Genomic DNA, 25,691 nt, shown 5'->3' on the forward strand with positions numbered 1-25,691 from the left:
CGCGGGAGGGGGCTAGACGGTGGTTAGCCAGCGCAGCAGCCACCGCACGCCCCAGCCGGTGGCGCCGCGGCTGACCTCGGCGTCGTCGCCGTCCGCCCAGGACGGGGCCGACATGTCCAGGTGCAGCCAGCGGTCCCGTAGTTCGCCGGTGAACTCGCGCAGGTAGAGGGCGGCCAGCACCGAGCCGGCGCCCTGTGCCGGCGCGCTGTAGAGATCGGCGATGTCGCTGCCCAGGTATTCGGCGTAGTCGTTGTGCAGCGGCATCCGCCAGGCGGACTCGCCGGCCGCCTCGGTCGCGGCCAGCACGTCGGCGGCCAGTTGGTCGTTCTCGCTGTAGAGGGCGGCGGTGCGTTTGCCCAGGGCGACGGCATTGGCACCGGTGAGGGTGGCCAGGTCGATCAGCAGGTCCGGTTTGAGCTGCTGCACCGCGTACGCCAGGGCGTCGGCGAGGACCAGACGGCCCTCGGCGTCGGAGTTCGTCGTCTCGCTTGTCGTGCCGCCGTAGTGCCGGATGACGTCGCCGGGGCGGAACGCCGAGCCGCTGACCATGTTCTCGGCGAGCGGGGCCAGCGTGGTGATCCGGACCGGCAGCCGCAGCGCGGCGGCGCCGAGGGTGGCGGCGACGACCGCGGCCGCGCCGGCCATGTCCTTGCGCATCAGCTTCATCGCCGGTACCGGTTTGATCGAGATGCCGCCGGTGTCGAAGGTGATGCCCTTGCCGACAAGCACCACGTGCGTACGCGCACCGTCGGGGTGCCAGTCCAGCTCGACCAGTCGGGGGCCGCTGGCCGAGCCACCGCCCACCGCGAGGATCCCGCCGAAGCCCTCGGCGGCCAGCTCGGCCGGGCCGCGGACCCGCAGTCGCAGGTCCGGCAGGTCAGCGGCGGCGGACGTCACCTGGTCGGCGAACCACTGCGGGGTCTTCACCGACGAGGGGGTGTTGGTCAGGTCACGGGCGAGATGGGTCATCGCCGCGGTGGTCCGGGCGGTGGCGACGGTGGCCTCGAAGGTGGCCGGATCGGCGAGCAGCAGGTCGACGCCGCTGAGCGTCGGTGGGTCGCCCGCCTCGGTCAGCCGGTACCGGTACGGGGCGAGCAGCAGCCCCTCGGTCAGCCCGCGCACCGCGGCCGGAGTGACCTCGGTCGGCAGCGCGATAGTGATATGCGTCTCATCTGTGGCGGAGCGGGCCAGGGCCGCGCCTGCCGTCCGCCAGGCCGCCTCGCCACCGTCGCCGATGCCGAGCAGCAGGAGCCGGCCCGGGGTACGGCCGGGGCGAAGCTGGGTGTGGATCTCGCCGGCTCGGCCGGTCAGTCGGGCCGCCGGCACCAGCGCGGCTGCCTCGCCGGCCGTGCCGTCCGGGGGCGTCGTGGCGGTCGACACGGGCTCGACCGAGACGCCACCGTCCGCTGCCGGATCGACGGGACGGACAGGCAGGACGAGGACGTCGAGCCGGTCGGGCTCGGCGGTCAGACGGATGGCGAGCACGCGGAACCGTACCTCCAGGGAAGTGTCGCGGAGCGGGACCGAGCCCGCCTGCCCGCGCAGATGAAGACCCTGAGCCACCGGCGATACCGGTGGCTCAGGGTCCGAAGAACGCTCCGGGCGGCGGAAGCCGCCCGGACCACTCCTTACTCAGCCGGCCGCCGCCTTCAACGCGTCACCGAGCGCGTTGGCCTCGTCGGGAGTCATCTCGACGACGAGCCGGCCACCACCCTCCAGCGGGACCCGCATGACGATGCCCCGCCCCTCCTTGGTGACTTCCAGCGGACCGTCGCCCGTCCGCGGCTTCATCGCCGCCATGTTGTCTCCCCTCAGACCTACACCAGGGTCGGTGGGTTGCCCCACAGCCACTTCGTCACGACCACCCGCAACGGTCGCGGGGGTGTCGACAGACGATTTTCCCTGATGAACACCGCCGGACCCAAACCGGAGCAGCATTGATGTAACAGCATCTAGCTTATCTTGAGAAGGCCTGTCACAATGTGCGGTCATGCAGGCACGGTCGGCACTCTTCGACCTGTACGGCGACCACCTCCGACCCAGGGGTGGCCGCGCACCGGTTGCTGCCCTGGTCAAGCTGCTGGCGCCGCTGGGAATCGCACCGCCAGCCGTTCGCACCGCCGTGTCCCGGATGGTGCGCCAGGGCTGGCTCGAACCGCTGCGGTTGATCTCCGGGCCGGGTTATTCGATCACACCGAAAGCCGCCCGGCGACTCGACGAGGCAGCGTCGCGGATCTACCGGACCGGCCGGGTCACCTGGGACGGCCGGTTCGATCTGCTGGTGTTGGAGGCCCCCGGCTCCCGACGGGACCGGCAGCGGCTCGCCGCCAACCTGAGTTTCCTCGGCTACGGCACGCTCGACGAGCAGACCTGGGTCGCGACCCGCCCCGCGGACGACGTCGACCTGATCCTCGCCGAGGCCGGCATCCGGTTCGAGCGGTTCACCGCCTCGCACTTCTCGGGCACCCCCGGCGCCATGGGTGTGGTCCGGCGCGCATGGAACCTGACCGAGATCGGCCGCGCCTACGAGCGGTTCGTCGCGGACCAGCGCCCACTCCTCTCGGCCGTCACCGTGCGCAGCAGCGACGAGGAGGCGTACGCGACCCGGTTCCGGCTCGTGCACGCGTGGCGTACGTTCCTCTTCCGGGACCCGCAGCTGCCCCCGGCGCTGCTGCCCGAACGCTGGCCCGGCACCGCAGCGGCCAGTTTCTTCGACCGGCACGCGGCCCGCCTGCGTCCGGCCGCCGACCGGTACGTCGAACAGTGCCTCGACGCCGGCAACCGCCTCGTCCGACAGAAGGGTCGTTAGACACGTGACCGAGCCGCTGCTGGTCGACCGGACCGACGCCGTCGTCACCCTCACGCTGAACCGGCCGAACGCGATGAACGCGCTCGACGTGGCGCTGAAGGAGGCGCTGCGGGACGCCCTGGCGGAGTTGGAGACCGACCGGTCCTGCCGGGCGGTCGTGCTGGCCGGGGCCGGCAGCTCGTTCAGTGCCGGTCAGGATCTGCGGGAGCACGTGTCGACCCTGGAAAACTCCGCGAGTGATCCGCTGGGCACCGTGCGGGCGCACTACAACCCGATCGCCGCCCGGCTCGCCAACCTGCCCAAGCCGGTGATCGCCGCGGTTCGTGGCATGGCCGCCGGAGCGGGCGCGTCGCTGGCGTTTCTCGCCGACATCCGCATCGGTGGCCCGACCACCAGCTTCCTGATGGCCTTCGCCAAGGTGGGCCTCGCCGCCGACACCGGCGCCTCCTGGACCCTGCCCCGGCTGGTCGGCCACGCCAAGGCGGTGGAGCTGCTGCTGCTGGCCGAGCCCGTCCGCGCCGAGGAGGCGTGCCGGCTGGGCCTGCTCAACCGCCTGGTGGATGACGACGAGAAGGTGTTGCCGACCGCCCAGGAGTTGGCCGCTCGCCTCGCCGCCGGCCCGACCATCGCCTACGGGGCGATCAAGCGGCAGCTCTCCATCGCCGACGCCGGCACCCTCGCCGACGCCCTCGCGGCCGAGGCGCAGGCCCAGTCGATCTGCGGTGCCACCGCGGACCACCGGGCGGCCACGTTCGCCTTCGTCGGCAAGCAGAAACCGGTCTTCGAGGGACGCTGAACGCAACTCGCACGCCGCCCTTACCGTCCTCGAACACCGGCCGCCTAGCGTCGGCGTCCATGAGCGATCGTGAAGCGGTGGCGCACCTGCTGCGCCGGGCCACCTTCGGGCCGACCGCAGACGAGGTGGACGCCGCCGAGCGGGCCGGTCCGGCGGCCACCCTGGACAGCCTGCTCACCCCGACCCGCGCCGATCGTGGCGCGGCGGCCACTCCGCCGCCGGTGCTGGCCACCGACCCGTACGCCCAGCTGAGCGCCAATTCCACACGCGAGCAGCGGCAGCAGGCCAACGCGGAACGTCGCAAGCAGCTCCAGCAGGTCACCGGATGGTGGCTGGACCGGATGGTGGCCGCCGAGGACGGGCTGACCGAGAAGCTGCTCTTCTTCTGGCACGGGCACTGGGCGACGAGCGCGCAGAAGGTCAAGTCGGCCCGGGTGATGCAGGGCCAACTGGACACGCTGCGCCGGCACGGACGGGGGCCGCTGGCCCCACTCGTCGCCGCGATGGTGCGCGACCCCGCCCTGATCATCTGGCTGGACGGACAGAAGAACACCCGCAAGGCACCGAACGAGAACCTGGCCCGCGAGCTGATGGAGTTGTTCACCCTCGGCATCGGCACCTACTCCGAGGCGGACGTGAAGGCCGGCGCGCGTGCCCTGACGGGCTGGGTGGTCGACAGGCGTACCGGGGTGGCCCGCTTCGAGGCCAAACGACACGACCCCGGCGAGAAGAGCATCCTCGGGCAGAGCGGCAGGTTCGACGCCGAGTCGTACGCCGGGCTGCTGGCCGCCCAACCCGCGGCGGCGACCTTCGTGGCCGGACGGCTGTGGTTCCGCTACGCCGGCAGCGACGTCCCGGCACCGGAGGGCCTGGCCGGCACGGACACCATCGCGACCCTGCGGGCGATCCTCTCGTCGCCGGCCTTCGCACAGACCCGCGGCACGCTCGTCAAGCAGCCGGTGGAGTGGCTGGTCGGAGCGCTGCGGCAGTTGGGCATCCGACCCTCCGCCCTACCCGAACAGCAACACAAACAACTACTGGCCGGCCTGAGCGCGCTGGACCAGGTGCCGCTGCGACCGCCGAGCGTGGGCGGCTGGCCGGCCGGGGCCGCCTGGCTGACCACCTCGTCGTTGCAGGCCCGGCTGCGCACGGCCGGGATGCTCGCCACCGCGGTGGCACCTGCGGTGCTGGCCCGGCTGACCGCCGCGCCCACCGCCGGTCGGCCGGACGCGCTGGCCCGGCTGTTGGTGGTCGACGGCTGGAGCGCGCGCACCCGCGCCGCCCTCACCCCGCTGGCCGGCGAGCCCCGCAAGCTGTTGGCCGCCGGCCTGGTCAGCCCCGAATACACAGTCAGCTGAGCGGAGGAGTCGACATGGACACCCAGACCCGACGCAGGTTCCTGCTGACCAGCGGGGTGGTCGGCGCGAGCGCGCTGGCCGCCGGCGCCGGCGCGTACCGCCTGCGGGACCTGCTGGACACCAGCGGGGACCGTGATCCGCAGGCCCGCACGCTGGTGCTGGTGACCCTCTACGGCGGCAACGACGGGCTCAACACGGTCATCCCGTACGCCGATCCGGCCTACCGGGCGGCCCGCCCCGAGCTGGCGTACCCGGATGCGGAGGTGCTGCGGTTGGACGACGGTTTCGGCCTCAACCCGGCACTGGCCGGCCTGCACCGGCGCTGGTCCGGCGGCGGGCTGGCGATCGTGCGCGGAGTCGGCTACCCGAAGCCGGACCGCAGCCACTTCCGGTCGATGGACATCTGGCACACCGCGCAGCCGGACCGGCCGGGCAACACCGGTTGGCTGGGCCGTTGGCTGGACTCCGCCGGTGGCGACCCCCGGCTGGCGGTCTCCTTCGAGCCGGCGCTGCCGCCACTGTTGGCCGGGGAGCGGAGCGCGGGCGCGGCCGTGCCGGTGGCCGACCGGAAGGCCGCCAAGGGGCTGCCCGCCGAGACGCTGGCCGCGCTCGCCGCCGCCGAGGCGGGTGAGTCGGCGGCCCGGGGGCGGGCCGCAGCCTGCTTCGCCGACCTGCGGTCGGTGGACGAGATGATCCGCCAGGTACGCGACTCCGCCGACCCGGACGCGGCGGACCCGGACGGCGAGCAGGCGCCCGCGACGGCGACCGGCGGGGCACGCACCCCACTGGACGCGCAGCTCGACCTGGTCGCGCAGTGCATCGAGGCGGGAGTGTCCACCCGGGCCTTCTCGGTGTCGCTCGGCGGCTTCGACACGCACGCCGACGAGAAGCAGTTGCAGGCCGTCCTCCTGGGTCAGGTGGACCGGGCGTTGACCGGGTTCGCCGACCGGATGAGTCGCACCGAGGCGGGTCGGAAGGTGGTGGTGGCGGTCTACTCCGAGTTCGGCCGTCGCGTCCGGGCCAACGCCTCGGACGGCACCGACCACGGCACCGCCTCCGACGTGCTGCTGCTCGGCGCGGGTGTCCGGGGTGGCTGGCACGGTGCGCCGCCGAGCCTCACCGATCTCGATGACGGCGACCTGAAATACACCACCGACTTCCGGGATGTCTACGCCACGCTGCTGGAACGGGTGCTGGACACCGACCCGGGCCCGATCCTCGCCGACTGGCGGGGACGAGTGGACAAACTCTTCTAGTCGTCCTCTTCCGGGTCCTGGTTGGCCTGCTCGCCCAGCACGAACGCCTGCATGGCCAGCTCGTCACCGGACGGCGAGACGAAGGTGGGCAGCTCACGCGGGCCCAGCTCCTGCACGTACGACCAGAACAGCCGGACCGCCTCGGCCCGCGTGGCGGCCTCGATCGGCAGGTCGAGGCTGACCAGCCAGGTGCGCCGGGCCGGGGGCGGCCCGAGCTGGTCGGCCAGCGCCCGGAAGGCCGCCGGGTCCAGGGCGGTGACCGGCCCGTCGAGCGTCAGCAGGTCGGCCGGCACCGGCTCGTCGAAGGCCCGCCGGGTGTACGCCACGACGACGGTCTCCGGCTCGACCGGCGACTGTGGGTCGTCCGGGTCGTCCCGGTGGCGCTGACCCGGCGTGCTGACCCGACCGAGCGCGACCAGCCGTGGCGGCGCGTCGACGAGCACCGCCACCTGGTCTCCCGGCCCCGGCCGGGCGAGGCCGGCCAGGCCGGTCAGCTCCAACGTGTCGTGGTGCACGAGCCGCTCGGCCTCGTACCGCTCGGCGGGCAGCAGCACCGCCCAGGTGCCCACGCCGTCGGCACGGCCGGATCCACCGGCCCGGTACGCGGTCTCGGTCGTCATGCCTGCCATCCCATCATGTCTCCGGTCAGCGGGTGACGTGACAGCCGACGATGTGATCGTCGACCATGCCGGTGGCCTGCATCAGCGCGTACGCGGTGGTCGGGCCGACGAACCGGAAGCCGCGCTTCTTGAGTGCCTTGGCCATCGCCGTCGACTCCGCGGTGATCGGCGCCAGCTCGGCGAACGAGGTGAGGCGGGCGGGCCGGGGCGCCGGGGCGAAGGACCAGAGCAGCGCGGACAGCCCTTCCGGGACCTCCAGGGCGGCGCGGGCGTTGGCGATCGCCGCCTCGATCTTGGCCCGGTTACGGACGATGCCGGCGTCGGCGAGCAGCCGGGTCACGTCGGCGTCGGAGTAGCCGGCGACCGTCGGGATGTGGAACTCGTCGAAGGCCAGCCGGAACGCCGGGCGCTTGCGCAGGATCGTCAGCCAGGACAACCCGGACTGGAACGCCTCAAGCGTCATCCGCTCGTACAGTGCGTCGTCGCCGTGCAGCGGCCGCCCCCACTCGGTGTCGTGGTAGACGGCGTAGTCGGGGGTGCTCGACCCCCAGGCGCAACGGGGCAGCCCGTCGGCACCGATCACCAGGTCAGTCACGTCGTACACGCTAGGGCATCGCTCCGACACCCCATCGCGGTCAGGGCAGCCGGCCCTGCTCGACCAGACGGGCGAACCTCTTCAGCGCCTGGGTGAGGCCGAGCTTGGAGCCCGGCCAGAGCACCGGCCACGCCAGTCGGCCGGCCCGGCCGCCCGGCAGGTGGAACCACTCGTGCCAGACGACCTGGGTGCGGTTCCGGTCCAACTGCGTGCAGCGCAGCACACCTGGGCCGCGCAGCAACTGGCCGTAGTGCACCACGCCGATCTCGTACGGCTCGTCGACGCGGACCACCCGCATCTCGTCGCGCAGCACGGCCCGGCCGAGCGCGGTGACGGCCTCGATCCGGCTGCCCTCGCGCCCGTCGCCCTCGACCACGCGGACGCGGGTGAACGGGATCCAGTCGGACTGACGCTCCCAGGCGAGCAGGGCGGCGAAGACCCGCTCGGCGGGAGCGTCGACGATCACGGTGGCGGTTACCTCACCAGCGCCGGGGTGGGCGGCCTCACGAAGATCGTCCGCCCCGCCCGGCCCGGTCACGCCGACTCCGACCGAACCGTCGCGCCGTGTTGCCCGGTGCCGGCGGCGGGCGCGCCGTCGGTCTGCTCACGATCGGCCGGCTCGTCGCCCGGGGGAACGACGGCCACGCCGTCGGAATCCGCGGGGGACGAGGTGGCGGTGGGCAGCGGACCCGTGCCGGTCGCGCCGACCGGCGCAGCCCCGGAGCCCGCCTCGGCGGTCGACGAGGCCGCCGCGACGTCGGACTCCGCGACATCGGGCTGGGCCGCGTCCGCGGACGCCGCCTTGCTGGCGGACTGCTCGCGGGCGTCACGCAGCACGTCCGCGTCGTCGGTGCGGCCCTCACGCAACGCGGCGACCTCCGCCTCCAGTACGCCGATCAGCTCCGACTTGTAGCCGATGTCGTAGGCGGCACGGCGCATCGCCTGATCGACCTGGGACATCCGGTACCCGCGCAGAGCGGTGTCGAAACGGACCGCGCCCACGTCGGACTCACGCAGTGGTCGGGTGCCGGGCAACGCCACGGCCTGCGAATCCGGCTCGGCGGGCGCCAGACCGGGATCACGGCCACTGACCAGCACCGTCACGCCGAATATCACCGCCGCGACCGTCAACGCCACGACCAGGAGGAGCAGAAGCTGACCCATGTACTGATCGTGGCACGGCAGCCGTCCGGTAGCGACCCCGCCACCCGTCCCGATCACGATCCGTACCGACGCCGCCCACGGTCGCGGCCCGGCTACCAGCTAGCGTCGGGGTCGGCCGACGCGGCGGCGACGGCAGACTCTCGGGAGGCGGGCATGGCCGGGGCGCTTCGGCTGGGCGGGCGCACGTTCGCCCCCGACGAGTTGGTGGTGATGGCGATCATCAACCGCACACCGGACTCGTTCTTCGACCGGGGCGCGACCTTCGCCGCCGACAGCGCTCTGCGCGCGGTGGAGCGGGCCGTGGCCGAGGGCGCGGCGATCATCGACATCGGCGGGGTCAAGGCGGGCCCCGGCGTGGAGGTGGACGTCGTCGAGGAGATCCGTCGCACGGTGGACACCATCGCCGCCGTCCGGGCCGCGTTCCCCGAGGTGGTGATCTCGATCGACACCTGGCGCGCCGAGGTGGCGACGGAGGCCGTGGCGGCCGGCGCCGACCTGCTCAACGACACCTGGTCGGGTGCCGATCCAGCCCTGGCCCGGGTGGCCGCGCGGACCGGCGCGGGCCTGGTCTGCGCGCACGCCGGCGGCCTGGTCCCCCGGACCAGGCCGCACCGCGCCGCCTTCACCGACGTGGTCGCCGACGTCGCCGCGACGGTGACCGGGCTCGCCGAGCGCGCGGTGGCGGCCGGGGTACGCCCCGACGGCATCCTCATCGACCCGGCGCACGACTTCGGCAAGAACACCCGGCACTCCCTGGAGATCACTCGCCGACTGGGCGAGCTGACCGGCACCGGCTGGCCGGTGCTGGTGGCGCTCTCCAACAAGGACTTCATCGGTGAGTCGCTGGACCTGCCGGTGCCCGAACGGCTGGAGGGGACGCTCGCCGCGACGGCGGTCTCGGCCTGGTTGGGCGCCCGGGTGTTCCGAGCCCACCAGGTCGGCCCGACCCGCCGGGTGCTGGACATGGTGGCCTCGATCCGGGGCGACCGTCCGCCGGCGGCGACCCGCCGCGGCCTGGCCTGACCTGTCGTCGCCACAACCGACCGCCAACGGTCGGGCGACCGGCACGATCGCCGGAGGTCGGGACGCTCAGGTCCAGCGGAGGATGTTCCTGCGCCAGGCGTAGAGGATGCCGAGCGCGAGCACCGCCACGAACACCGCCATCTCCACCACCGTCACCAGACCGAAGCCCGGCCGGTCGAAGACCACCGCCCACGGGAAGAGGAACACCGCCTCGACCGCGAACAACACGTACAGGTACGCGTACACGTAGTAGCGGATCTGCATCTGTGCCCAGTCCGCGCCGACCGGGTCGAGCCCGCACTCGTAGCTGGCCCGCTTGCCGGGCGGGTCGGCCGGACGCGCGGGGCGTAACACCCGGTTGGCCGAGAACGCCGTAACAAAGAACAGAACGCTGGCGAGCAGCAAGAGACCGAGCGTCGCGTACGAGCCCAGGTATCCGGTCACAGTCGGGAGCCTACCGCCCGCCCGGAGTGGCCGTCCCAAACACGTTACGGATTTGTTTCCACACGGGACTAGTGCACCGGGGCAACTGTTACGGATATTGGACCCCCACCCATGTCACCGGAGGACAGATGGCCCGCCTGAAGGCATCGCCCGGTACGCGGGCGGAGGGGCCGCGCCCCGCGTCCCTGCTGGCGGTCTCGCTCGCGCTCGGTCTACTCGCGGCGCTCGCCGTCGGGCCGGCCTGGGCCAGCGCGGCGGCGCCGGACGCGGTCCCGGTCGTGATGTCGACCGACCCGGTCAACGAACCAGGGGGCGACCCCGGGGCCACCCCGACACAGGACCCGCCCCCGACCGAGGAGCCGAGCGGGGACCCGGTGCCGACCAACCCGGCCCCGGAGACCACCGCGCCGCCACCGGAGACGACGCCGCCGGCACCGGAGACCACCGCGCCGGAGGTGCCGCCGGCACCGAGCAACGCCGCGCCCGGGCCGGGCGGAGCACCCACACCGGCGCCCCCGGTGCCGCCGGCTCCCCCGGTCCCGCCGGTCCGCCCGCCGGCCCCGGGTCCGGAGGCACCGCCGCCGAACCCGCTCGGCGTGCAGGTCACCACCCAGGACGTCACACTCACCGAGGCGTACTGGAACGCGGCCAGCTCGGCCGCCACCCTCCAGGTGACTGTCAACAACACCGGCACGACCGCGCAACGCATCCGCCTCTCGTACACGCTGCCGGCCGGGCTGACCGACGCCGGGACGAAGGGCTGTACCGCCGCCGGTGGCGGCGCGTACTCCTGCGGGGCCTGGACGACCGGAGCCGGCGTCCGGTTCAGCGCTCTGCTCCGCCTGCGGGTCGACGGCACCGCGTGGCAGAGGATGCCTCTCGCCGGCTCCGTCCGGGTCGTCGCGGACGCGCCGGGCGTGCCCGGGGAAGCGGTCGACGACCAGGGTTTCGCGGTGCTCTTCCCGCCCGGTCCGCCGGTGCCCGGGATCGCGCTGGCCGCCGACGAGGTCGCCTTCGACATCAGCGGCACCGCCAGCGCCCTCGCACTCCGGCTGGGCAACACCGGCACGGTGGACGCCGCCGGTCGGGTCGAGGTCGTCCTGCCGGCCGGGGTGACCGTCCCGACCCCGCCGCCCGGCTGCGTGGCGGTCGACGAGACCCGGACCCGCTGCGACGCGGGCCCGGTGCCGGCGGGCGAGACCGTCGAGTTGCGGCTGCCGGTGGAGGCGACGCCGCAGGCCCAGCGGGAAGCGCCGTCGTCCGGTGCCGTGATCGGTCGACTCGACCCGCGCAGCGGCCCGACCCGACAGGTGCAGATGAGTTTCCGGATCACCGCGGCGGCCGCGCTGGCCACGCCGGTGGTCTCACCACCCGCGCCGACCGGCTCCCAGGGCGTACTCCCCGGGGGTGCCGCCGTCGGCGACGACGGGATGACCTCGGTGCAGCGCACCGCGGTCCTCCTGATCGTGGTGTCCGGGCTGCTGGTGGTGCTGGCTCTCACGCTGGCCACCACGGCGCTGCGCCGCCGGTTCTCCGGCCCCAGGCCCGAGCCCGCGCCCCACACCGCCGACTGATCGACGGGCGACCCCGACCGCGCGTGCTCGGGGTCGGCGGTGCCGCCGGGTGGTGATCTGGATTACGGCGGCCGGTGCGTAAGACCGCAAACCAGGGCATTCCCTAGCCCACGGCGGTCCCAGTCGGCGGACCTCCGGCAGTGGTTAGGGCCCCCTTAGACGTAGGCTCTCGGGTGAGGGTACGACAGCGACCGGACTAGCCTGAGGCGGTGCGGTGAAACGTCGCGTCAAGGAGGTTCCGTGGCCGGGCAAGGCGAGGTCACCATCATGTTCAGCCGCCCGCGCGCCCACGCGCAGCGAGGCGTGAGCGCGAGGAGTGAGCCGGTCTTGCCAGCCCCGCAGTCGCGAACGAAGGTGGCACAGTGACCAAGCAGATCCGTCAGCTCGACCGGGTCGTCATCCGGTTCGCCGGTGACTCCGGCGACGGCATGCAGTTGACCGGCGACCGGTTCACCTCGGAGACGGCGCAGCTCGGCAACGACATCTCCACCCTGCCCAACTTCCCCGCCGAGATCCGGGCTCCCGCCGGCACCCTGCCCGGTGTGTCGAGCTTCCAGGTGCACTTCGCCGACTACGACATCCTCACCCCGGGCGACGCGCCGAACGTGCTGGTGGCGATGAACCCGGCGGCCCTCAAGGCCAACCTGGCCGACCTGCCGCGCGGCGCGGACATCATCGTCAACACCGACGAGTTCACCAGGCGCAACCTCGCCAAGGTCGGCTACCAGACCAGCCCGTTGGACGACGACTCGCTGGCCGGTTACGTCGTGCACCCGGTGGCGCTCACCTCGATGACGGTCGGCGCGCTCGCCGACCACCAGGTGTCCAAGAAGGACGCCGAACGGTCGAAGAACATGTTCGCCCTCGGCCTGCTCTCCTGGATGTACTCGCGACCGTACGAGTCGACGCTGCGCTTCCTGGAGCGCAAGTTCGCGTCCCGCCCGGAGCTGGTCGCGGCGAACGTCGCCGCCTTCAAGGCCGGCTGGAACTTCGGCGAGACCACCGAGGACTTCGCGGTCCGCTACGAGGTCAAGCCGGCCAAGATGAAGCCGGGCACCTACCGCAACATCACCGGCAACGCGGCACTCTCGCTGGGGCTGGTCGCCGCCGGGGTCCGCTCCGGGCTGCCGGTCTTCCTCGGTGCGTACCCGATCACTCCGGCGTCGGACATCCTGCACGAGCTGAGCAAGCACAAGCGCTTCGGCGTGCTCACCATGCAGGCCGAAGACGAGATCGCCGCGGTCGGCGCGGCGCTTGGCGCGTCGTACGGCGGGTCGCTCGGCGTGACCACCACCAGCGGCCCGGGTGTGGCGCTCAAGAGCGAGACGATCTCGCTGGCGGTGGCGCTGGAGCTGCCGCTGGTGATCGTGGACGTGCAGCGCGCCGGCCCGTCGACAGGCATGCCGACCAAGACCGAGCAGGCCGACCTCAACATGGCGCTCTACGGTCGGCACGGAGAGGCACCGGTCGCGGTGATCGCGCCCCGGTCGCCATCGGACTGCTTCTTCGCGGCGTTGGAGGCGGCCCGGATCGCGCTGACCTACCGCACGCCGGTGATCCTGCTGTCCGACAACTACGTGGCCAACGGCTCCGAGCCGTGGCTGCTGCCCGACGTGGAGTCGCTGCCCGACCTGCGGGTCGAGTTCGCCACCAAGCCCAACGGCGACGACGGCACCACCTTCCTGCCCTACCTGCGCGACCCGGAGACCCTGGCCCGGCCGTGGGCGATCCCCGGCACCGCCGGGCTGGAGCACCGCATCGGCGGCCTGGAAAAGGCCGACAAGACCGGTGACATCTCCTACGACCCGGCCAACCACGACTTCATGGTGCGCACCCGTGCCGCCCGGATCGAGGCGATCCCGGTGCCCGACATCGAGGTGGAGGACCCGGACGGCGACGCCCGGGTGCTGGTCCTCGGCTGGGGCTCGACGTACGGGCCGATCGGCGCGGCCTGCCGTGGGGTGCGCCAGCGCGGCCTGTCCATCGCCCAGGCACACCTGCGGCACCTCGCCCCGATGCCGGCCAACCTCGGTGCGGTGCTGCGCTCGTACGACAGGGTGGTCATCCCGGAGATGAACCTGGGCCAGCTCGCCCACGTCATCCGAGCCCGCTACCTGGTCGACGCGATCAGCTACAACCAGGTCCGTGGCCTGCCGTTCACGGCCGCCGAGCTGGAGACGACGCTGGAAGAGGTCCTGAAGAATGTCTGAGCCCGTCGCCCTCAAGCTCACCGCGAAGGACTTCAAGTCCGACCAGGAGGTGCGCTGGTGCCCCGGCTGCGGTGACTACGCCATCCTGGCGGCCATCCAGCAGTTCATGCCGGAGCTGAACATCCCGCGGGAGCGCACCGTCTTCGTCTCCGGGATCGGCTGCTCGTCCCGCTTCCCGTACTACATGAACACGTACGGGATGCACTCGATCCACGGCCGTGCCCCGGCGATCGCGACCGGTCTGTCGGTGTCCCGACCGGACCTGTCGGTCTGGGTGGTCACCGGCGACGGTGACGCGCTGTCCATCGGTGGCAACCACCTGATCCACGCGTTGCGGCGCAACGTCAACCTCAAGATCCTGCTGTTCAACAACCGGATCTACGGTCTGACCAAGGGCCAGTACTCGCCGACGTCCGAGGTCGGCAAGGTCACCAAGTCGACCCCGGCCGGCTCGGCGGACGCCCCGTTCAACCCGCTCTCGCTCGCCCTCGGCGCGGAGGCCAGCTTCGTCGGCCGGACCATCGACTCGGACCGCAAGCACCTCCAGTCGGTGCTGCGGGCCGCCGCCGAGCACGAGGGTTCGGCGTTCGTGGAGATCTACCAGAACTGCAACATCTTCAACGACGGGGCGTTCGAGCAGCTCAAGGACCCGTCCACCCGGGACGACTACCTGATCCGCCTGGAGCACGGGCAGCCGATCACCTTCGGTGCCGACGGGCAGTTCTGCGTGGTGCACCCGCCGGGCGGCTTCGGCCTGGAGGTCCGGGAGACCAGCTCGGTCCGCCCGGAGGAGATCGTCGTGCACGACGCGACGGTGACCGACCCGGCGTACGCCTTCGCGCTGTCCCGGTTGCCCGGCCTGGACCTGCGCAACACCCCGATCGGGGTGTTCCGCTCGGTGGACCGACCGTCCTACGACAGCGTGGTGCAGGGTCAGCTCGCGGCCGCCAAGGCGACTGTCACCGAGACCCCCGAGCAGCAGCTCGCCGGCCTGCTGGGCAGTGGCGACACCTGGACGATCCTCTGATCCGACCGTGTTGACGAGAGCGGCCGTCCCCGATCCGGGGGCGGCCGCTCTCGTCGTACCGGCGCTGCCTCAGCGCTGGGCGGAGGCCGGCGTCCAGAGGTTGTCGATCTCCTTCTCGGTGGCCGCGAGGCTCGCCTCGTGCAGCGGGATCAGCTCGGCCATCGCCGGCACCGAGGGTGCCAGGGTCAACTCGGTGCTGATGAAGCGCGGCTCCAGGCCGGTCATCGACAGGCCGTGCGGGAGCCACTGCTCCGCGTGGTCCCAGCCGTGCCGCGGGGTGCCCTCACCGTAGCCGCCGCCCCGGGTGGCCAGCACCACGAACTCGCGGCCGCCGAGCAGGCCCTCCTGCGTCGTCGGGTCGTAGGTGAGGCCGGCGACGATCAGGTGGTCGACCCAGGACTTGACGCTGCTGGGCGCGCCGTAGTTGTAGAGCGGCAGGCCGAGCAGCACCACGTCGGCCTGCTTCACCTCGTCGACCAGCCGCTCGCTGAGCTCCCAGGACTCGCGCTGCGCCGGGGTGTGCTGGTCCGGAGGCGTCATCCGGGCCAGGCCGCCTGCCGCGTCCAGGTGGGGCAGCGGATCCGCGCCCAGGTCCCGGTAGGTCACCGTGCCGTCCGGATGGGCCGCACGCCACGTGGCGACCGCGCGGGCGGTGAGCCGGCGGCTGACCGACCAGTCACCTCGAATGCTTGAGTCGATATGCAGCAGATGCATTATTCCTCCTCCAAGGATCGTCTGTGCAGCACCAACTATTTATAGCAGGCCGATGTTCCGTTGAGTCGGTAGACTGGGTCACATGTCCGCGCAGCCGCTCGATTCCGCAGAGCACCGCTCGGGCGCACTCCTGGACCATCTGGCCCGACGGATGCGACTGCGGTCGGAGTCGGTGCTGGCGCCGCTGGGGCTACGCCCCCGACACCTGGTCGCGCTCACCGTGCTGCGCGCCGGCGGCGGCACCGGCCAACAGGCGCTCGCCGCCATCCTGGAAATGGACAGCACCAACATCGTCGGGCTGCTCAACGACCTGGAGGCTGGGCAGCTGGTAGAGCGTCGACGCTCCCCCGAGGATCGCCGCCGACACGTCGTCGAGCTGACCGAAAATGGGGCAAAACGCCTCAGTGAGGCCGAGTGCGCCCTGGCCAGTGCCGAGGACGAGGTGCTGGGCGCTCTGGATCCCAGTGAGCGGGAGACGCTCTACAAGCTGCTGAGCCGGGCCTCCGCCGGCACGTCGATCACCTGCACCGAGGCGATCCACGGCACCGACGACACCTGCTGACCAGGCGCCACCACAGCCGCGGGGCGGTCAGGCGGTCGTCGCCGACTGCGGGCGGTCGTCGCGTACGTGCACCAGCATGTCGCCGGTCTCGATCACCGCGCCGGCCCGGTCGGCCAGGGTGACCACCTTGCCGCGGCGCACCAGAGCGATCACCAACGACTCCAGTTCGCGTGGTGAACGACCCACCTCGTCCCGCTCCGCCGAGCGCATCGCCAACGCCATGCCCTGACCCGGAGTGAGCAGATCCTCCACCACGTCGATCAGCGGCGGGGCCGAGGTGGACAGGCCGAGCAGCCGGCCCGCGGTGGCCGACGAGACGATCACGTGATGCGCGCCACTCTGCTTGAGCAGCGGCGCGTTCTCCGCCTCGCGGGCCGCCGCGATGATCCGCACCTGCCCGGCGGTGAGCTGCCGTACGGTGAGCGCGACAAGCACCGACGCGTCGTCACTGTCGGTCGCGATGATCACGGCCTTGGCGTTCTTGACGTGGGCCTCGTTCAGCACCGACGAGCGGGTCGCCGAGCCCTCGATCGCCACCAGACCGGCGGAGGTGGCCTGCCGCAGGGCGGCCGCGCTGCGCTCCACCACCACGATCCGCGACCGGTCCAGACCGTTCTCCAGCAGGGCGGAGACCGCGCTCCGCCCCTTCGTACCGTAGCCGCAGATGATGACGTGGTCCTTCACGCTTCTCCTCCACCGCGACAGGCGCCGGCCGGTCCGGTACTGCTCGGTCAGAACTTCCAGGGTGGTGCCGACCAGGATGATCAGGAAGATCACTCGGGCCGGAGTGATGAAGAGGACGTTGACCAGCCGGGCCGACGGCGCGGCCGGCGTGATGTCGCCGTAGCCGGTCGTGGAGAGCGACACGACCGCGTAGTAGAAGCAGTCGAGCAGGGTGAGGCCGTCCTCGTTGACATCGCGGTAGCCGTCCCGGCCCAGATAGACCGCGGCGACCACGGCGAAGACCAGGCCCAGGGCGGCGGCGAGCCGCAGGCTCAGCGCGCTCAGCGGGCCGCGGCGCTGCGCGGGGAAATGGATCACCGTCGAACCTGCCCCGCCACCGTCGCCTGCACGAGCACAACATAGCGGGTACGCCGTGCCCGGCACGTCCGGGTTGCGCAGCGGACCAGCGTCGTCGAGCGGCGCGGGCCCGGACGGGTCGGCCCGGACCGCTGGGGACGGGCATGATGAGGGTGTTCCCGACGACGACCGCGAAAGTGAGGCCGGCATGTCGTTGCTGCGACGGGTCATCGGCGGAGTGCTCCGCCGACTGCGTCAGAGCCAGGGCCGAACGCTGCGAGAGGTGGCCGCGTCCGCCGGTGTCTCCGTGCCCTACCTGTCCGAGGTCGAGCGCGGTCGTAAGGAGGCCTCCTCGGAGGTGCTCGCGGCGATCTGCCGGGCGCTCGGCATCCGCCTCTCCGACCTGCTGGAGGCGGCCCGCGACGACCTGCGCCGGGTGGAGCCTCGCGTCCCGGCCGGGCCACGAGCGCAACTCCCCCGACTCGAACGGGCCGAGGCGGCTCGACACGACACGAGCCAGCACGCCCTGCGGACGAGCCGGCCGGTCCTGCACCGCACGCCCGGGGCGAGCGGCCCGACCCTCTGCGTCGGGGCGATGGCCTCCGCTGGTGGCTCGCGCTCCGGTCCGCGTACCGCCGCTCTGCGTGGTTGTGCGGGGGCCCGGGCGGGCGCGCGGCGGGTGATCGCCGCGTAGGCCGCGCGGTTCTGCCGTCGGCGGATCTGCCGGCGGCAGAATCACTGGGCCAGCCAGCATCGTCGCCCGCACGCTGGAGGGGCCGGTCCACCGGGCGGTCCCACCGCCCGCCGGCACGGTGGAAGGCGGCGACCCATGATCTCCCACGGCGTGCGGATGTTGGACGGCGCGCAGCCGTCCTTCGGCGACCAGGTGTTCGAGCGGCTACTGCGGGAACGGATCGTCTTCCTCGGCACCGAGGTGACCGAGGAGTCGGCCAACCAGATCTGCGCGCAGATCCTGCTGCTTGCCGCGGAGGACGCCGACCGCGACATCTTCCTCTACATCAATTCGCCGGGCGGGTCGGTGAGCGCGGGGATGGCGGTCTACGACACGATGCGCTACGTCCGCAACGACGTGGCCACCCTTGCGCTCGGGTTCGCCGGCTCGATGGGGCAGTTCCTGCTCTGCGCGGGCGCGGCCGGCAAACGCTACGCGCTGCCGCACTCGCGGATCATGATGCACCAGCCGTCCGGTGGAATGGGCGGCACCGCCTCGGACATCACCATCCAGGCGGAGAACATGTTGCACGTGAAGCGGACGATGCAGGAGTTGATCGCCCAACACAGTGGACGGACGCTGGAAGAAATCCAGCAGGACTGGGACCGGGACCGCTGGTTCACCGCCGAACAGGCCCGGGACTACGGCCTCATCGACCAGGTGCTCAGCCGAGCCGAGCAACTGCCGACCGTCTGATCCCCGCGACTGAACCCACCCTGGCCTGCCGCGCCGCCACCACGGGCAAAACCGGGTAGCGGCCGCCCATTAGGGTCACGTCTATGCGCCGATTGATACCCACCCTCTCGATAGCCCTCGCCGTCGCCCTCGTTGGCGGCTGCGGCACCACCTCCGACAAGCCGGCGACGCCCGGCGGGTCGGCCGCCCCGGCGACGTCCAAAGCCGACCCCGTTGCCGCCGTCAAGCAGGGCATGGACCGCAGCCTCGCTGGCGCGCTCAGCATGCAGGCCTCGGTCAAGGCCGGCGCCCAGTCGATCACCCTCAGCGGAAAGATGGACCCGGCCGCCCGCGCGGTCCAGATCAGCGGTAAGGCTCCGGAGCCGATCGAGGTGCGGATGATCGGCGACGCCGCCTACCTCAAGTCGGACTCGCTCGAAGGCAAGAAGCCCTGGATGAAGATCGACCTCAGCAAGCTCAAGCCGAGCAGCACGCTGCGCCAGTCGTTCGACTTCAAGTCGCAGACCGGCCTCATCGGCGGCACCGTGTCCGCCCAGGAGACCGGCGGAGGCCGCTACACCGGCGTCGCCGATCTCAACAAGGCCGCCGCGGCGGCCAGCACCGAGGCCGGAATGAAGGACGGCATCGAGGCGTCCGCCAAGTTGGCGAAGGACCCGACGGCGATCCCGTTCGAGGCGACCCTCGACGCCGACGGGCGCATGACCATGCTCTCCTACACGATTGCCACGAAGTCGCTGGGCGACCTCGTCACCGAGATGCGGATGAGCGACTTCGGCAAGCCGGTCACGGTGCAAGCTCCGCCCGCCGGCGAGACCGAGGCGGCCTCCGCCGAGATGTACGCGTTCCTCTGACCGCAGCCGACACGTCGTCGGCGGCACAGGCGTGGGCTGCGGGTCTCCCGCAGCCCACGCTGCGTCCGACGCCCGACCCGAGCCGGCGTGGCACACGCTGTGGCCGCAGGTCACAGCGCTGCCGGTAACAGACCGCGGCACCGATCCGTCCCTGAGGGGCCTCGTGGGCGCTCATCGCCCACCGCCGGGTGGGTTCCCGCCACCTCGTGGGGTGGGCGGTCTTCTTCGCCACCACTATGGCCGCGCTGACGGTGAACCTGGCCGTGCCGCCCCGGGCCACGCCACCTGAACGGTACGGACACCCACGACGACCCCCGCGGTAGCCACCAATTTGTGGGTACTTGTCGCCGCGTCGGGTGCGGGTGAGTCTGGTTGTGGGTGGTCGCGGGGCCGGGTCTACGGGGAGGTGGGCGATAGTGCGGGAGGTCCCTCGGCCGCGGTGAGCCTCTCCAGGCGACGGTGGCCCCAGTCGGAAACGGGAGCCAACGCCTCGGCGAGGTCCCGGCCGAACGCGGTCAGGGAGTAGACGGTCTTCAGCGGCAGCACCTCGTGCACCTCCCGGTGCACAAGTCCGTCGGCCTCCATCTCGCGGAGCGCCTGAGTCAACACCTTCTCGGTGAGGCCCGGCAGTTGCCGGCGCAGCTCGCCGGGACGGTGGGGACCGGACTCCAGCAGCCAGAGCAGAGACGTCTTCCACTTGCCGTCGATCACGACGATCGCGGCGGTCACTCCGCAAACGTTGAGGTCCTGCGCACGACTGCGCGTCATCTTCGTTGTCTTCCTACACCTCTGGGAGTTGAAGCATGCCCTCGTACTCCGAAAAGTCTGTCACGGTGCTCGGCCTGGGGCCGATGGGGCGGGCCCTGGCCGGCGCGTTCCTGGACGCCGGCCTGCCGACCACGGTCTGGAACCGGACCCCGGGCCGAGGTCGGGACCTGGTCGAGCGGGGCGCCACCGCCGCCGGATCGGCCGAGGAGGCGGTCGCCGCGAGTGGGCTGACCGTGGTCTGCGTGGTCAACTACGACGCGTCGGACGCCATCCTGAGACGCGACGCGGTCACCGCCGCGCTCCGGGGACGCACGGTGGCGAACCTGACCGCGGACACTCCGACCCGGGCCCGGGACACGGCGCAATGGGCGGCCGGGCACGACATCGGATACCTGGACGGCGCCATCATGACGCCGATCACCACCATCGGAATGCCGGACGGGGTGTTCATCCACAGTGGCCCAACGGCGCTCTACCAGGAGCACCGTCCGGCGCTGGACGCGCTGGGCGGCACCCACACCCACCTCGGCGAGGAGATCGGCCGGGCCGCGGCGTACGACATCGCGTTGCTCGACATCTTCTGGACCGCGATGGCGGGCTACGCGCACGCCCTGGCGGTGGCCCGGGCGGAGGGTGTGACCGCGCGGGAGCTGGCACCGTTCGCCATGGGCATCGGCGCGATCCTGCCGCCGATCTTCGAGCAGACCGCCGAGGAGGTGGACAACTGCAGCTTCTCCGGCGAGGACAACCCGATGACCTCCGCGGTCTCGTCCATGGCCCACATCGTCCACACGTCCGAGGCGCACGGCATCGACGCGGGCGTGATGCGTGCAGCCGAGGGCATGGCCCGCCGCGCGATCGGGCTGGGCCACGGCACCGACGGTTTCATCCGGGTCGCCGAGGTGCTGGGGCGGCGCTGATGGTCGGCGTTGACGTCGACGGGCAGCTGTTCCGCAGCGACCGGGCAACGTCGTGGTGGTGTCGCCGACGTACCCCCCGGGGCCTGGGAGGAGGTGCGGACGCTGAGCCTGCCCCCGGACCGGGAGGCGTCTGCCCTGGCTGGGCGGCCTTACGGTCTGCGGACACTCGCGTCGGTGGCGATGCCGCAGTTCCTCAGTGAGCTGAGTGTCCTTGTCGAACAGGCGGAGCGTGCGGGAGAAGGGTTGCGCCGTCGGTGCGGGATGGAGCGCCAGATATTCAGCGATCGTGAGATGGCTTGTTCACAGCGAGAGTCCAGCCTCCAGGTGTTCGAAAGCCTGGTCCATGGTCGTGGGCAGGTCGGCGGTCGGGTTGTCGGCAAGGGTGGCGAGGGTGGCCATCATGGCGCCGATGGCGGCGCCGGCGATGGTGCGGACGGCGAGGTCGTCGCGCGCGCGCCCGGTGCGTTCGGCGACGGCGTCAGCGAGGAGTTGCAGCGCCTGGGAGTACTGGTCGAGCATGGCGGCTCGCAGCGCGGGTTCGACGGTGATGAGGGAGACCCGATCGCGCATCTGCTGGTGTTGCTCAGGTGGGAGCTGAGTGAAGTGCTGGCGGAATGTGGCGCGGATGGCCTGGATCGGTGAGAGTTCGCGCGGTTGGTCGAGGAGGATCTGGGCGATCAGGGGGTCGAAATCGTCTTGGAGTACGACGTCTTCCTTGGTGGGGAAGTATCGGAAGAAGGTTGTCTCGGAGACCTCGGCGGCGTTGATGATCTGTTCGATCGTGGTGTCCTGGTAGCCGTGTTGGCGAAACAGCCGTAGGGCGTGGGACTGGATGGCGGCGCGGGTCCTGGCTTTCTTGCGTTCGCGCAGGCCCGGCGTTGGGTAGTTAGCCCGCGATGGCATGTGCGGAAGCCTCCTTCGACGTCCGGCCAGCGCCGGTGCTCTGATCGGAATCCCGGTGGGGAAGAAATGCTGCGGCGGCGACCGCGCCGACGACTGCGATACCCGCGCAGACCAGCAGCGAGACGCTCAGCCCGTCCACAAAGGCCACGCGGGACGCATGTTCGAGGGCGGGTGAGCCGATCTCGCGAGCGACCGCGATGCCTTCGGACAGGCTCCGGCGGGCTGCCTGCGCGGCGGGTGCGGGGACGCCGTCGAGGTCGGCGCTGTCGAGGCGTGCGTGGTAGACGGCGACGAGCACGCTGCCCATGATGGCAGTGCCGAGCGGACCGCTGGTCTTGTTGAACGCCTGGACCACCGCGGACTCGGTTCCGCTGCGTTCCACCGACAAGCCGGACAGCGCGGCGGCCGTCGCGGCGACCAGCGCCAGGCCGGTGCCCAGGCCGACGACGGCCGTCCAGCCCGCGACGAACCCGATGCCCGCGGTAAGGCTGGTCCCGGCGCCCACCCCCAGACCGGCGGCGAGGAGTACGAAGCCCGCGGTGGCACTGATCCGTGCGCCGAGGGCGAGTGTGAGCCGGCTCGCCAGCCCCGCGCCGAGAACCATTCCCCCGATGAGGGGCAGCAGGCGCAGTCCGGAGCCGAGGGTGTCGACGCCTCGGATGTCCTGGAAGTACTGGGGCATGGTGAACAGCACCCCGATCATGGCCAGACCCGCGACCGCGGTGAGGACGGCGCCCCACACGAACGAAGCGGACCGGAACAGCGCCGAGTCGATCAACGGCTGACCACCGGGCTGATGTCCGAGTCGGCGTTCCCACGCGGCGAACCCGGCGAGGACAGCGGCGCCGGCGACGATCGACACCAGCACGACAGGGTTGCGCCAGCTCTTCTCGGCAGCTTCGACGAGGCCGTAGATCACCAGCGTCAGTCCCAGCGTCGAGCCGACCGTACCGAGCGGGTCCAGTCCGGGCCGCTGTGCCGCTCGTGACTCTGGGATGAGTGCGGCGCCCACCGCCACCGCGAGCAGGACGACCGGCACGTTGATCAGGAAGACCCACCCCCACCAGAAACTTGACAGCATCCAGCCACCCAGGATCGGGCCGAGTGGCAGGGCGATGAAGTTGGCTGCCTGGTAGATGCCGACGGCTTTGGGGCGCTCCTGCTCGTCGAACAGGACGATCAGGGCGGACAGCGCCATGACCGTGATCCCGGCACCGGCCAGGCCCTGCAGGAGCCGGCCGGCCAGGAAGACGCCCACCGACGTGGCGTACGCGCAGATCGCCGAGCCCAGCCCGAAGGCGAGCAGCGACGAGAGCATGACCTTCTTGCGGCCGAAGCGGTCACCAACCAGACCCGCCGGCAACACGGCCGCGGCCAGGACGAGCAGGTAGCCCGCCGAGAACCAGACCAGATCGGCCTGCGAGGCGTCGAGTTCCTCCGCCAGTGTCGGCAGCGCCACCGACAGGACCGTGCCGTCCAGACTCACCGTGAGCACGCTCAAGCTGACGGCTCCCAGCGCCAACCATCGGCTCGACCCGGCCATCTTCATGGGCGCCCACCCTCCTATAAGTGCTACCTCTAAATAAAGGTAACCCCCACATTGAGGAAGTCAAGCCAGGGAACGCACTGCAAACGGCGGATGGGTTCCGACTGAGGGCGACCGAAGCGGGCCCGCGTGTGCATCCTCGACCTGGACGTCCGCGTCGGTCACGTACCGGACGAGTCAAGGTCATCGCACGTACGGTGCGCATCTCCCAGACCGGCGCCTTCGACTGCCGCGTCCGCCCGACCTGGCTCATCCGAGCCCGTAAGCCAGCGGTGGTCGTAGCCGACATGGTCCCAACGAGAACGCATCCAGCGCCGCTTCCGGGCAGAGGAGGTGTGCCACAGGTACCGCAAGTTGTCGTTCAGCAGATGCCGTCGCTCCGGAGCGATACAACCGGGTAACCCGTGGCACAGGTCGGCGAGTTCGTGGATCTGCCTATGCCGCTCCAGCAAGGTCTCCAGCGGCCGGTCGTCGTCCATCGGAGACGTGTAGAACCGCATCTCCAGGAAGGCCAGGTGCAGGAGCTGCAAGACAGCCTGCTCCGTAACTACCTGCGGCGGCTCGACGATCGTCACCGGACGATTCTCTCCCGGACCGGAAGATGTCTGCCCTGGCTGGGCGGCCTTACGACCTGCGGCGCGAGGGGTTACGCCTGAGCTGGCGACCGGGCGTTCTGCTGCCCTCGCCAACACGCCCGGGAGGATCTCCAAGGGTAGTTCGTGCACCCACCGTGCACCCAAAGCCGCCGAGTTCCATGATCAAGGATCTCTGTTTGCCTGGTGCCCCCGGCAGGATTCGAACCTGCGACACACGGTTTAGGAAACCGATGCTCTATCCCCTGAGCTACGGGGGCGCGAGCGCACAGTCTAGCGACCTGGGCGTTCACCTGGGGTGGCAGGGAGTGCCCCACGTTCACCCACGTTCCCCGGACCTGTGTTGTAGCAGCCCAGGAGCACACCCCGAGCACACGGACCCCGGGTTGCGACCGGCGGCCGGCCACGGTGACCCGCGTTGGCACCGGTTCACCCGGGTTGGCACCCGCTGGAGAGCACACACCGCGCACATCATCGAAGATCCAGCGAGTCACCCGCGCCCGGCTGGCTCATGGGGTGATGAGATCGGCTACGCCGTAGTGGCTCCACCAGGTAGACCGATGTCTGCGGAGTGTGCCCTCGACCCGGGTCAGCAGGAGCCAGTTGCCGTTCTGGACCAACGCCGCATCTTCCTGCCGGGCGGCCAACACCCGGGCTACGGCCTGCATCATGTTCGGGATGCCCTTGTCGACCACGTCGTCTGCCCGCATGGAGAAGTCGATGTCGACGTACGTCTCCGGCTCCCACTCCCAGCGGGCGCCGTCGTCGGCCTCGGCATCGAAATAGCCCTGGCTACCTGAGGAGACGGTCAGCGCGTACCCGCGGGTGTCGTAGAGGCGAGCACTGAACAGCCGCGGGTTGGTGCCGCTCGGCGTCGGCCTCTCGGCGGCATCCGGCGCCACGAGATCAGCCACGTGGTCCAGGGGCAGGTCACCCGCCAGGGTCAACCTGAACTCGACTGCCATCTCCGTGCCTCTCCTCAGTCTCGACGGACGATCTGCACGATCGCGCCACTCGGCGTTACCGCGACGAGTTCTTTCAGCCTTTCGACGGGCCAGGTGTCGAACTGTGTCCGCAGGGCCGCGAGGTCTCCGTGCCAGTCGTGCAGGTTCAGCACCACGCGTTGGGTCTGCTCCTTGTCGACCTTGGCGCGGACCTCGCTCCAGACGCCTCGTACCGGCTTGCCGAGAGTGGGCGAATAGCAGTCGAACACGTGACCTTCGATCAGGTAATCCGGGTCTTTGTTCGGGTTGCCCGAGTCGCCGGTACGGAGCCGGGCGTCGGCGATCTCCTGCCTGGTGGGGTCTGATGGACCCGGTAGCTCTTGCTGGCGACTATATCGGCGCATTCGTTCTCGAGCTCCAACGGACGCCGCCCGTCGTCGTCCAACCGGGCCGGAATTCTGGTTCTCGGACCGGTCGGCGTCCCGCCCGGGACACCGGTTGGCTGCCTGGTCCAGCGCGCGCCGTGGCCGTGGTCTTGGTCAGCGGACGTGGCGTCGCCGGCGGC

At 71.3% G+C, this 25,691-nt stretch carries 27 protein-coding genes, 1 tRNA gene and 1 pseudogene; 13 read left to right on the forward strand and 16 right to left on the reverse strand.

All coding sequences use genetic code 11. The features are described 5' to 3' along the window. Positions 1-12 precede the first annotated feature (12 nt). Positions 13-1,485 (reverse strand): leucyl aminopeptidase family protein, encoded by a 1,473-nt coding sequence (locus ACGFIQ_RS06055; RefSeq protein ID WP_393239778.1) that lies wholly within the window; start codon positions 1,483-1,485, stop codon positions 13-15. 147 nt (positions 1,486-1,632) lie between these two features. Beyond that, on the reverse strand, positions 1,633-1,800 hold the full coding sequence (locus ACGFIQ_RS06060) for a DUF3117 domain-containing protein (protein ID WP_007455245.1): 168 nt from the start codon (positions 1,798-1,800) through the stop codon (positions 1,633-1,635). A 190-nt stretch (positions 1,801-1,990) separates the two neighbouring features. On the opposite strand from ACGFIQ_RS06060, the gene ACGFIQ_RS06065 reads away from it, so the two are divergent. Genes ACGFIQ_RS06065 through ACGFIQ_RS06080 form a run of 4 tightly spaced genes read left to right on the forward strand, consistent with a single transcriptional unit; the run spans position 1,991 to position 6,219 of the window. After that, the gene (locus ACGFIQ_RS06065) at positions 1,991-2,809 is read left to right on the forward strand and encodes a PaaX family transcriptional regulator C-terminal domain-containing protein (RefSeq protein ID WP_357075855.1); all 819 of its coding nucleotides are present in this window, start codon (positions 1,991-1,993) and stop codon (positions 2,807-2,809) included. A gap of 4 nt (positions 2,810-2,813) precedes the next feature. After that, a complete protein-coding gene (locus ACGFIQ_RS06070; RefSeq protein WP_393239782.1) occupies positions 2,814-3,605 on the forward strand; it encodes an enoyl-CoA hydratase-related protein in 792 nt (263 codons plus the stop codon). A gap of 59 nt (positions 3,606-3,664) precedes the next feature. After that, complete coding sequence (locus ACGFIQ_RS06075) at positions 3,665-4,963, forward strand: DUF1800 family protein (protein ID WP_393239785.1); 1,299 nt, start codon at positions 3,665-3,667, stop codon at positions 4,961-4,963. Positions 4,964-4,977: 14 nt separating this feature from the next. Then, the gene (locus tag ACGFIQ_RS06080; RefSeq protein ID WP_393239788.1) at positions 4,978-6,219 is read left to right on the forward strand and encodes a DUF1501 domain-containing protein; all 1,242 of its coding nucleotides are present in this window, start codon (positions 4,978-4,980) and stop codon (positions 6,217-6,219) included. Here ACGFIQ_RS06080 and ACGFIQ_RS06085 read toward each other — a convergent pair. From ACGFIQ_RS06085 to ACGFIQ_RS06100, 4 genes are read right to left on the reverse strand one after another with little or no spacing between them, the layout of a single operon-like run. Next, entirely contained in the window at positions 6,216-6,839 is a 624-nt protein-coding gene (locus tag ACGFIQ_RS06085) for a hypothetical protein (RefSeq protein ID WP_393239791.1), read from the reverse strand. The two genes, ACGFIQ_RS06080 and ACGFIQ_RS06085, sit on opposite strands and share 4 nt — an antisense overlap. Before the next feature lie 25 nt (positions 6,840-6,864). Further along, the gene (locus tag ACGFIQ_RS06090; protein WP_357075870.1) at positions 6,865-7,434 is read right to left on the reverse strand and encodes a DNA-3-methyladenine glycosylase I; all 570 of its coding nucleotides are present in this window, start codon (positions 7,432-7,434) and stop codon (positions 6,865-6,867) included. A 40-nt stretch (positions 7,435-7,474) separates the two neighbouring features. Further along, a complete protein-coding gene (locus ACGFIQ_RS06095; RefSeq protein ID WP_393239795.1) occupies positions 7,475-7,972 on the reverse strand; it encodes an SRPBCC family protein in 498 nt (165 codons plus the stop codon). Continuing rightward, positions 7,969-8,598, reverse strand: coding sequence for a DivIVA domain-containing protein (locus ACGFIQ_RS06100; protein ID WP_393239798.1), 630 nt, complete (start codon positions 8,596-8,598; stop codon positions 7,969-7,971). The genes ACGFIQ_RS06095 and ACGFIQ_RS06100 overlap by 4 nt, the downstream gene beginning before the upstream one ends. Before the next feature lie 153 nt (positions 8,599-8,751). Here ACGFIQ_RS06100 and folP point away from each other — a divergent pair, with 153 nt between their 5' ends. Beyond that, positions 8,752-9,621, forward strand: a complete 870-nt coding sequence (folP, locus tag ACGFIQ_RS06105; RefSeq protein ID WP_393239801.1) for a dihydropteroate synthase — start codon at positions 8,752-8,754, stop codon at positions 9,619-9,621. 66 nt (positions 9,622-9,687) lie between these two features. Here folP and ndhC read toward each other — a convergent pair whose 3' ends face one another. Further along, positions 9,688-10,065, reverse strand: coding sequence for an NADH-quinone oxidoreductase subunit A (gene ndhC, locus ACGFIQ_RS06110; RefSeq protein ID WP_088986508.1), 378 nt, complete (start codon positions 10,063-10,065; stop codon positions 9,688-9,690). A 128-nt stretch (positions 10,066-10,193) separates the two neighbouring features. On the opposite strand from ndhC, the gene ACGFIQ_RS06115 reads away from it, so the two are divergent. From ACGFIQ_RS06115 to ACGFIQ_RS06125, 3 genes are all read left to right on the forward strand, one after another. After that, positions 10,194-11,639, forward strand: coding sequence for a hypothetical protein (locus ACGFIQ_RS06115; RefSeq protein ID WP_393239804.1), 1,446 nt, complete (start codon positions 10,194-10,196; stop codon positions 11,637-11,639). Positions 11,640-12,001: 362 nt separating this feature from the next. Beyond that, positions 12,002-13,849, forward strand: coding sequence for a 2-oxoacid:acceptor oxidoreductase subunit alpha (locus tag ACGFIQ_RS06120; protein WP_393239807.1), 1,848 nt, complete (start codon positions 12,002-12,004; stop codon positions 13,847-13,849). Then, the gene (locus ACGFIQ_RS06125; protein WP_393239810.1) at positions 13,842-14,876 is read left to right on the forward strand and encodes a 2-oxoacid:ferredoxin oxidoreductase subunit beta; all 1,035 of its coding nucleotides are present in this window, start codon (positions 13,842-13,844) and stop codon (positions 14,874-14,876) included. Before ACGFIQ_RS06120 ends, ACGFIQ_RS06125 begins: the two co-directional genes overlap by 8 nt. Positions 14,877-14,945: 69 nt before the next feature. On the opposite strand, the gene ACGFIQ_RS06130 is transcribed toward ACGFIQ_RS06125, so the two are convergent. Further along, positions 14,946-15,590, reverse strand: a complete 645-nt coding sequence (locus ACGFIQ_RS06130) for an FMN-dependent NADH-azoreductase (protein ID WP_393239813.1) — start codon at positions 15,588-15,590, stop codon at positions 14,946-14,948. A gap of 82 nt (positions 15,591-15,672) precedes the next feature. Between ACGFIQ_RS06130 and ACGFIQ_RS06135 the strand changes: the two genes are divergently transcribed. After that, positions 15,673-16,152 carry a MarR family winged helix-turn-helix transcriptional regulator gene (locus ACGFIQ_RS06135; RefSeq protein WP_393239816.1) on the forward strand — a complete coding sequence of 160 codons (480 nt, stop codon included), beginning with the start codon at positions 15,673-15,675 and terminating at the stop codon, positions 16,150-16,152. 27 nt (positions 16,153-16,179) lie between these two features. On the opposite strand, the gene ACGFIQ_RS06140 is transcribed toward ACGFIQ_RS06135, so the two are convergent. Further along, positions 16,180-17,193, reverse strand: coding sequence for a potassium channel family protein (locus ACGFIQ_RS06140; protein WP_357075897.1), 1,014 nt, complete (start codon positions 17,191-17,193; stop codon positions 16,180-16,182). 187 nt (positions 17,194-17,380) lie between these two features. On the opposite strand from ACGFIQ_RS06140, the gene ACGFIQ_RS06145 reads away from it, so the two are divergent. The 3 genes from ACGFIQ_RS06145 to ACGFIQ_RS06155 all read left to right on the forward strand — a co-directional run bounded on the left by ACGFIQ_RS06145 (position 17,381) and on the right by ACGFIQ_RS06155 (position 19,452). Beyond that, a complete protein-coding gene (locus tag ACGFIQ_RS06145) occupies positions 17,381-17,866 on the forward strand; it encodes a helix-turn-helix domain-containing protein (RefSeq protein WP_393239821.1) in 486 nt (161 codons plus the stop codon). 135 nt (positions 17,867-18,001) lie between these two features. Continuing rightward, complete coding sequence (locus ACGFIQ_RS06150; RefSeq protein ID WP_393239824.1) at positions 18,002-18,601, forward strand: ClpP family protease; 600 nt, start codon at positions 18,002-18,004, stop codon at positions 18,599-18,601. A gap of 83 nt (positions 18,602-18,684) precedes the next feature. Next, positions 18,685-19,452 carry a hypothetical protein gene (locus tag ACGFIQ_RS06155; protein WP_393239827.1) on the forward strand — a complete coding sequence of 256 codons (768 nt, stop codon included), beginning with the start codon at positions 18,685-18,687 and terminating at the stop codon, positions 19,450-19,452. Between the two features lie 396 nt (positions 19,453-19,848). Here ACGFIQ_RS06155 and ACGFIQ_RS06160 read toward each other — a convergent pair whose 3' ends face one another. After that, complete coding sequence (locus tag ACGFIQ_RS06160; RefSeq protein ID WP_393239830.1) at positions 19,849-20,220, reverse strand: winged helix-turn-helix transcriptional regulator; 372 nt, start codon at positions 20,218-20,220, stop codon at positions 19,849-19,851. Between the two features lie 35 nt (positions 20,221-20,255). On the opposite strand from ACGFIQ_RS06160, the gene ACGFIQ_RS06165 reads away from it, so the two are divergent. Continuing rightward, on the forward strand, positions 20,256-21,140 hold the full coding sequence (locus ACGFIQ_RS06165; RefSeq protein ID WP_393239833.1) for an NAD(P)-dependent oxidoreductase: 885 nt from the start codon (positions 20,256-20,258) through the stop codon (positions 21,138-21,140). A 300-nt stretch (positions 21,141-21,440) separates the two neighbouring features. On the opposite strand, the gene ACGFIQ_RS06170 is transcribed toward ACGFIQ_RS06165, so the two are convergent. The 6 genes and pseudogenes from ACGFIQ_RS06170 to ACGFIQ_RS06195 form a co-directional block, all read right to left on the reverse strand. Next, on the reverse strand, positions 21,441-22,043 hold the full coding sequence (locus tag ACGFIQ_RS06170; RefSeq protein WP_393239836.1) for a TetR family transcriptional regulator: 603 nt from the start codon (positions 22,041-22,043) through the stop codon (positions 21,441-21,443). Continuing rightward, positions 22,027-23,592, reverse strand: coding sequence for a DHA2 family efflux MFS transporter permease subunit (locus ACGFIQ_RS06175; RefSeq protein ID WP_393239839.1), 1,566 nt, complete (start codon positions 23,590-23,592; stop codon positions 22,027-22,029). The genes ACGFIQ_RS06170 and ACGFIQ_RS06175 overlap by 17 nt, the downstream gene beginning before the upstream one ends. Positions 23,593-23,750: 158 nt before the next feature. Further along, positions 23,751-24,164 carry a hypothetical protein gene (locus tag ACGFIQ_RS06180; protein ID WP_393239842.1) on the reverse strand — a complete coding sequence of 138 codons (414 nt, stop codon included), beginning with the start codon at positions 24,162-24,164 and terminating at the stop codon, positions 23,751-23,753. 202 nt (positions 24,165-24,366) lie between these two features. Next, a tRNA-Arg gene (locus ACGFIQ_RS06185) sits at positions 24,367-24,442 on the reverse strand. 249 nt (positions 24,443-24,691) lie between these two features. Further along, on the reverse strand, positions 24,692-25,147 hold the full coding sequence (locus ACGFIQ_RS06190; RefSeq protein WP_393239845.1) for a SitI3 family protein: 456 nt from the start codon (positions 25,145-25,147) through the stop codon (positions 24,692-24,694). Positions 25,148-25,161: 14 nt separating this feature from the next. Beyond that, positions 25,162-25,571 (reverse strand): annotated as a pseudogene (locus tag ACGFIQ_RS06195) (hypothetical protein). Between the last annotated feature and the right edge of the window lie 120 nt (positions 25,572-25,691).

It is taken from the genome of Micromonospora sp. NPDC048898 (assembly GCF_043198035.1).
Taxonomy (GTDB): domain Bacteria; phylum Actinomycetota; class Actinomycetes; order Mycobacteriales; family Micromonosporaceae; genus Micromonospora.

What these genes read in the sequence shown, in the direction of transcription:
- ACGFIQ_RS06080 (WP_393239788.1), top strand. Translation starts at nt 4,978, where the DNA reads ATGGACACCCAGACCCGACGCAGGTTCCTGCTGACCAGCGGGGTGGTC.
- ACGFIQ_RS06165 (WP_393239833.1), top strand. Translation starts at nt 20,256, where the DNA reads ATGCCCTCGTACTCCGAAAAGTCTGTCACGGTGCTCGGCCTGGGGCCG.
- ACGFIQ_RS06085 (WP_393239791.1), bottom strand. Translation starts at nt 6,839, where the DNA reads ATGACGACCGAGACCGCGTACCGGGCCGGTGGATCCGGCCGTGCCGAC.
- ACGFIQ_RS06170 (WP_393239836.1), bottom strand. Translation starts at nt 22,043, where the DNA reads ATGCCATCGCGGGCTAACTACCCAACGCCGGGCCTGCGCGAACGCAAG.
- ACGFIQ_RS06155 (WP_393239827.1), top strand. Translation starts at nt 18,685, where the DNA reads ATGCGCCGATTGATACCCACCCTCTCGATAGCCCTCGCCGTCGCCCTC.
- ACGFIQ_RS06130 (WP_393239813.1), bottom strand. Translation starts at nt 15,590, where the DNA reads ATGCATCTGCTGCATATCGACTCAAGCATTCGAGGTGACTGGTCGGTC.
- ACGFIQ_RS06150 (WP_393239824.1), top strand. Translation starts at nt 18,002, where the DNA reads ATGATCTCCCACGGCGTGCGGATGTTGGACGGCGCGCAGCCGTCCTTC.
- ACGFIQ_RS06060 (WP_007455245.1), bottom strand. Translation starts at nt 1,800, where the DNA reads ATGGCGGCGATGAAGCCGCGGACGGGCGACGGTCCGCTGGAAGTCACC.
- folP (WP_393239801.1), top strand. Translation starts at nt 8,752, where the DNA reads ATGGCCGGGGCGCTTCGGCTGGGCGGGCGCACGTTCGCCCCCGACGAG.
- ACGFIQ_RS06175 (WP_393239839.1), bottom strand. Translation starts at nt 23,592, where the DNA reads ATGAAGATGGCCGGGTCGAGCCGATGGTTGGCGCTGGGAGCCGTCAGC.
- ACGFIQ_RS06065 (WP_357075855.1), top strand. Translation starts at nt 1,991, where the DNA reads ATGCAGGCACGGTCGGCACTCTTCGACCTGTACGGCGACCACCTCCGA.
- ACGFIQ_RS06145 (WP_393239821.1), top strand. Translation starts at nt 17,381, where the DNA reads ATGTCGTTGCTGCGACGGGTCATCGGCGGAGTGCTCCGCCGACTGCGT.
- ACGFIQ_RS06125 (WP_393239810.1), top strand. Translation starts at nt 13,842, where the DNA reads ATGTCTGAGCCCGTCGCCCTCAAGCTCACCGCGAAGGACTTCAAGTCC.
- ACGFIQ_RS06075 (WP_393239785.1), top strand. Translation starts at nt 3,665, where the DNA reads ATGAGCGATCGTGAAGCGGTGGCGCACCTGCTGCGCCGGGCCACCTTC.
- ACGFIQ_RS06135 (WP_393239816.1), top strand. Translation starts at nt 15,673, where the DNA reads ATGTCCGCGCAGCCGCTCGATTCCGCAGAGCACCGCTCGGGCGCACTC.
- ACGFIQ_RS06160 (WP_393239830.1), bottom strand. Translation starts at nt 20,220, where the DNA reads ATGACGCGCAGTCGTGCGCAGGACCTCAACGTTTGCGGAGTGACCGCC.
- ACGFIQ_RS06100 (WP_393239798.1), bottom strand. Translation starts at nt 8,598, where the DNA reads ATGGGTCAGCTTCTGCTCCTCCTGGTCGTGGCGTTGACGGTCGCGGCG.
- ACGFIQ_RS06190 (WP_393239845.1), bottom strand. Translation starts at nt 25,147, where the DNA reads ATGGCAGTCGAGTTCAGGTTGACCCTGGCGGGTGACCTGCCCCTGGAC.
- ACGFIQ_RS06115 (WP_393239804.1), top strand. Translation starts at nt 10,194, where the DNA reads ATGGCCCGCCTGAAGGCATCGCCCGGTACGCGGGCGGAGGGGCCGCGC.